Raw genomic sequence first — 5,398 nt, forward strand, 5'->3', positions numbered from 1 at the left:
CCTATTTACAAAAACTTTTGAGAAAAATTCGAAAAATACCCCGTTTGACACGAGTTCTGAAACCAAAAATTGCCCTTCTTGGTGCTTTTGAGAGGTTCTCAAAACTGTACCAACGCGCTTACCTGGCAAAATGTAAAACACGTTTTTTGGTTCTGTGGTGCAGCGTCACAAAAACTCGTGTCAAACAAGGATATTTTCGAATATTAAGCGAAATGTTCTGTAAAAGCTTGCCCAAAAGCGCCGTTGCAGCGCCTAGATGGCGCAGAATCAAGCTGCGTACGCGACACCGAGCCGCGCACGACATCGAGCCGCGCGTGCGCCAAGCTGCGCGTGCGCCAAGCTGCGCGTGCGCTAAGCCATTCCCACAATCAAATTATTCCTGATGCTCGCTATATTTTTTACGGAACTCGTCAAATTGCGCTTGGGCAAGGAGATCCTTTACATGAGCATAGCTTTTTTCGTACATCGTTTGACCATTTGTGATAAACGTTTGATATCCATGCTCGGCATGCTTAAGGAAAAGATACGCTGCCTCAACGCTCGTCAAAAGCACGCCCTTGGGCAAAAGCTCCCTTCCAAGCGCAAAGCACAGGCTTGGATAGTCTCGGAGCTCGGTATATTCTAAAATAACCTGCGGATTAGCGTCCCAGTTTTCATCAACAATAAGATTTACAGCCTTGAGATAATAGTACGTGGACAACTCTGCGTCTTTAGCAACCCAGGTCTCTCTTGAGTAAATATCTCCCAATTTATAGAGGGCATCAATGTGACCGCGAGAAGCAGCTATGCGGAAGTACGCCAAAGCAAGCGACGTATTTTGTTCCATATCTCTTCCGTAAAGATAACAATATCCTAAATTGGATATAGCGTCACAGTTACCCATAGCAGCGGCAATATGGTAGTACTGCACCGCATGAGCGTAATTGGATATTGTGTAGAACTGCGCACCTTTTTGGTTGATGTACCCGTCGTCTTCATTCATGATTGCAGCATAATCTGCAGACGTTAGAGCGCAGGGTTCTTTACTTTGAGAATCACAGTCTTGAGCAGCCATTATGTTGCCTCCATTGTTAAGCGTAGTTGCCCATGGCAACCACGACACCAAATGTGCGCGCATACACACGCATATGCACGCACGTGCTTTTGTGTATATTATACGCTCTTAGTGTATTTCCAGATAATGCTTTGTTTGGATTTTTCCATATGTCTTGTTTTTCGTATGCTTGTGGTGAGAACTCAACAGATAAAGCAAAATCTTGCTCAATATGGCCTGTTCAAGACTTGATTACAAAGGCTCATACACATGAATTACTGATATATAATATTTGGATCCAGAAGAAAATCCAGTAACCCTGCGATAAGAACACCCTCTTCTGTATGCCAGGGTTTTACGCTCCCGCCGACTAGAATGATTTTCTGGAAAGCATCGCCTATATTCATCAAGGACTTTTCTTCCTGCAGAGTCTTTTCTCTGGTAGGAAGTGACAGGGCAGATTGAATATAAAATCGTTGATCCGCTTTATTTACGACAAAATCTACTTCCGTCTGTTTTCGAATATAATCACCATTTTTGTTTGTTTCCGACACCTGAACTCTACCGACATCAACTTGATATGCAAGTCGCTTCAGTTCATTGAATATGATGTTTTCCATGATATGAGTTTCTTCCATCTGTCGAAAACCAAGTACGGCATTTCTTACTCCGATATCCGTAAAATAATATTTCACGGGACTGCCAATATATTTTTCCCCTTTTATGTCATATCGAACTACTTGTTCTATAAGAAAAGAATCAGTTAGAAATGCAATATATTTTTCAAGCGTTGCTCTTGTAATAGAAACTTGTGATACAGACTTAAAGGTCTGGGCAAGTTTTCTGGTGCTTGTTAGTGACCCAATAGATGAGGCAATAACTTTGAGGACATCGCTGAATTCGCTCTGCTTCCGTATACTGTGTCGCTCTAAAATGTCTCTCTTATATGTGTTTTCAAATACTGATAGAAGGAAGGAACGTTTTTGCTCCTCGCTTTTCATCAGCACCACCTGAGGAAGGCCGCCGAACCGCCAATATTCCTCCCATCCATCTCTTTTGTCACCTTCATAAACAGACAAAAATTCAGAAAAAGAAAGCGGATATATCTGAATTTGGTCACTTCTTCCTCTGAACTCGGTAACAATATCCGAGGATAAGAACTTCGAATTACTGCCACTGACATATACGTCCAGATTTTCCATATGTAGAAAGCTGTTAAGAACATCAATGAAGTTATCCATCATCTGAATTTCGTCAATGAAAACATAATGTATTTTGCTATCCTTCACGTGTGAATCAATAAAAGCAAGCATCATATCTGGATTGCGCAACTCTTTATTTCTTCTGTCATCCAGTGCTACTCGCAGAATGTGATCATCATTGACACCATTTTCAATCAGGTAGTCGTAGAAGAGTTTCATGAGAATATAAGTTTTTCCGCACCTACGCATACCAGAGATCACCTTGATCAGTCCGTTATTCTTTGATGCAATAAGTCTTTGAATATAGTGGTCTCTCTTTATTTCTTTTCCGAACATATTTGTGCCTTCCATCATATGGAATATTTCGTTAATGACATATCAATGCGAATTTGCACCTAATGGCTACTTTATTATGAACGATTAATTGTGGCTTTTCAAGGATTCTAATGACCAAAAAGATATAATTTGCACCTAATGGCTACTTTATTATGAAAAAAGAATTGGTGTCTTAAAGTAAAACTAAAGCCCAAAGGTTTAATACAGCTTTTCGGTTAGACTCATTCCATTGAGTAAGCGCTAGACGCGGGTAGCGAGCTACGTCACACAGAGAAACACGGTGAGCCTTATCTCGATGAGGTTATTCTGTCTTTCCTAAAAAGCTTTGGTGTTATTCTGACGCACTTGGCTAAATGCATTATTGTTTCATGAGTTTTATCCAATCTTGATAGCGTACAAATTTAGTTTTTGCATTTAAACCATGAAATATGCTATCTGGCATTGCACCATATACAAGCACAACGCGCGGCTCTAGCTCGTCTAACATTGCCTGTAAGCCTTCTCGAAAATATCGTTTAGATTCAGCTGTTTTTATTTGTCCGTAGGTTCCAATCGAAACAATGCTGTGCTTATCAACACCTTGAAAAGCTACTTTTTCACCAAAAAGTTCATCGGTATAAGTTCTCTCATCACCCCAACGTGTCGTGCAAATCAAATATTAGAGCTGGTGCTTGCTTACATTGGAGCGTGCGGTAAAAAATTGAAAAGCAATAATTAAATTATTGTCAATAGATTTAAGAAAATAGTATAAAATATTAGCAATATAACCACATAAGGCAAGATTTCGATCATGTTTGACGAAGGGAGGTTCAATTATGAGCCGCGCTATGAAACGTCGACTTTTAGCAGTGATTGCCTGTGCGGTGGTTTGCAGCGCATTGTTTGCCCTCTACTATTTCTTTAAGCCAGCTCCCACTATAAGCGCTCGAGATTTTACTACAAAAGACCAAGCGCTTGCCATACGCCTAACTAGCGTTTATATTGCTGGTGATACAAGCCTCATTCCAAAAACTGGATATACGGTGCTTGCCGATCCTTCTGGTAATATCCACGCATTTCAATGTGGCAAGATGGATTCTGCAAAACTCGTCTGGACACATGCTGGTGTCTTTTATGGTGGCCCTGATCAGGAATTCTTTACCAATGAAGAAGGTACAAAAGTTCTTTCTCGCGACATCAAGCCGTCAATAGAATATGCTCGTTATCCACGTAATAACGTGCAAGGGTTTATGTCATTTTATGGAGTGGGAGGATCTCCCGATGGCTATATGCAACCTGTCCTTTTAGGGGATTCAGAAAAAACCGAAAGCATTGATGTCCGTGGCGGATATATGAGCATGGGAGCGTGTGATGATACGCTTTATGCCATAACGCAAACTATACACGCGCCCAATCTTTTTGATCAAGCCAAAGAGGTCTATCAAAAGCATTCAGGTGTATCAGATGAAGAACTTGCACAGATAGAAAACTTCGACGTTTTAGTTCAGGCGTATCCAGCAAATCATCCTCAAAACCCGCAGGTGCTTGAAAGTATTCCTTACCGTAGGGGCGTTGTGCATGCACATACATGTTATCAGCGCTTAGGTGACTGCATCTATCTTTTAAGTTTTAAACTTGATTATCCCGATGGTGAGCCAGGTGACGGCAAGGATCATCGTGCAGGACATGGTGTGTTAGAAGAGTGGAACCTCAAAGATCACGCGTATCGTATTATTGATGTAGTAGATGAAAAAGGCAATTTTGTTGGTTCTAATTTAGGAGTTTGCAGAGCCAGAGGCGTTTTACAGGGAACCAGCTGCTATTATCTCACGGGTGGTAAGGTGTATTCAATTGACATGACAACAGGAGCCGCCAAACAGCTTTATGAGTTTGAAGATCTCCCTGACGGAAAAGAGTATGCTAAGTTTAAAATAACGCCGTCCGCAGTATATTGCCTTATTAGCGGGAAGGACACAGATGATCCTCTTGAGTTCTCTCGTTATGTATTTAAGACCGGCACATACGAACATCTATTTGATGTAAGTAGCTTAGCTGAATATCGCAAAAATAATGTAGACATTAGTGATATTGCCATAAATCCCGCTTGGGAGGAATCGCTGAATAGCGAATAAGTTCTAAGCCGATGTGTGTTTTCGAGGGCAGAGTAAAGAAAACACGCACAGTATAGGGCTGTAACTTATATAAGATGGCTTTCTCGCAATGGGAGAGCCATCTTACTTTTTACCTGCTTATTGTGAGGTTGCTTATAGCGGCTTTTTAACCAAAATTGTAGCCACGCAGACCTGTTTAACCTGTAAATAACCATTCCACTTAACGCGGATTTTTGTTATGCTCTAGATACATTTTGGTATGCTCTAGATATCTTCCGTGAGCTAAAACGTATGAGTTACGCGAGTACATGGTAAGGAGGTTGTAATGAAGAAATCTATGTATCAAGCTATACGATTATTCCTTTTTTCATTATTGCTCCCTCTTTTAAGTTTGATTCTTAAATGGCTTATATCAATCGATCCAGAAATTGTTTATGACTCACCTGTTTTATTCATCGTTATACTCCACGCACTTGGTTTAACAAACCTTGTTCTTTATTCAATCGTTGTTAATCCAAAAACACTCGAAAACTTAGGAGTCTGTAAAACCATCGCTATCGCGCTCATCGCACCAGCCATTGATTTATTGATATTACAAGAGTCTCCTCAACAATTGGGTAGTAGCTGGATTTACTTATACATTACGTATTTCTTAACCACTGAATGTATTCCAACTATAATTCCAATCATTGTTAAAGAGTTTTTACGAAGAAGAAAACAAAAGCGCAAAGCTTAAA

5 protein-coding genes are annotated in these 5,398 nt (G+C 40.5%); 2 read left to right on the forward strand and 3 right to left on the reverse strand.

The features are described 5' to 3' along the window. Positions 1-373: 373 nt before the first annotated feature. From AC5GD6_RS05925 to AC5GD6_RS05935, 3 genes are all read right to left on the reverse strand, one after another. A complete protein-coding gene (locus AC5GD6_RS05925; RefSeq protein ID WP_491846453.1) occupies positions 374-1,054 on the reverse strand; it encodes a tetratricopeptide repeat protein in 681 nt (226 codons plus the stop codon). 254 nt (positions 1,055-1,308) lie between these two features. After that, positions 1,309-2,571, reverse strand: a complete 1,263-nt coding sequence (locus AC5GD6_RS05930) for an ATP-binding protein (protein WP_491846454.1) — start codon at positions 2,569-2,571, stop codon at positions 1,309-1,311. A 358-nt stretch (positions 2,572-2,929) separates the two neighbouring features. Continuing rightward, complete coding sequence (locus AC5GD6_RS05935) at positions 2,930-3,226, reverse strand: DUF4417 domain-containing protein (RefSeq protein ID WP_491846455.1); 297 nt, start codon at positions 3,224-3,226, stop codon at positions 2,930-2,932. A gap of 160 nt (positions 3,227-3,386) precedes the next feature. On the opposite strand from AC5GD6_RS05935, the gene AC5GD6_RS05940 reads away from it, so the two are divergent. Both AC5GD6_RS05940 and AC5GD6_RS05945 read left to right on the forward strand, forming a co-directional pair. Then, on the forward strand, positions 3,387-4,682 hold the full coding sequence (locus AC5GD6_RS05940) for a hypothetical protein (RefSeq protein WP_491846456.1): 1,296 nt from the start codon (positions 3,387-3,389) through the stop codon (positions 4,680-4,682). 304 nt (positions 4,683-4,986) lie between these two features. Next, positions 4,987-5,397 carry a hypothetical protein gene (locus AC5GD6_RS05945; RefSeq protein WP_491846457.1) on the forward strand — a complete coding sequence of 137 codons (411 nt, stop codon included), beginning with the start codon at positions 4,987-4,989 and terminating at the stop codon, positions 5,395-5,397. Position 5,398: the final 1 nt, after the last annotated feature.

It is taken from the genome of Fannyhessea sp. (assembly GCF_986145555.1).

What these genes read in the sequence shown, in the direction of transcription:
- AC5GD6_RS05925 (WP_491846453.1), bottom strand. Translation starts at nt 1,054, where the DNA reads ATGGCTGCTCAAGACTGTGATTCTCAAAGTAAAGAACCCTGCGCTCTA.
- AC5GD6_RS05930 (WP_491846454.1), bottom strand. Translation starts at nt 2,571, where the DNA reads ATGTTCGGAAAAGAAATAAAGAGAGACCACTATATTCAAAGACTTATT.
- AC5GD6_RS05940 (WP_491846456.1), top strand. Translation starts at nt 3,387, where the DNA reads ATGAGCCGCGCTATGAAACGTCGACTTTTAGCAGTGATTGCCTGTGCG.
- AC5GD6_RS05945 (WP_491846457.1), top strand. Translation starts at nt 4,987, where the DNA reads ATGAAGAAATCTATGTATCAAGCTATACGATTATTCCTTTTTTCATTA.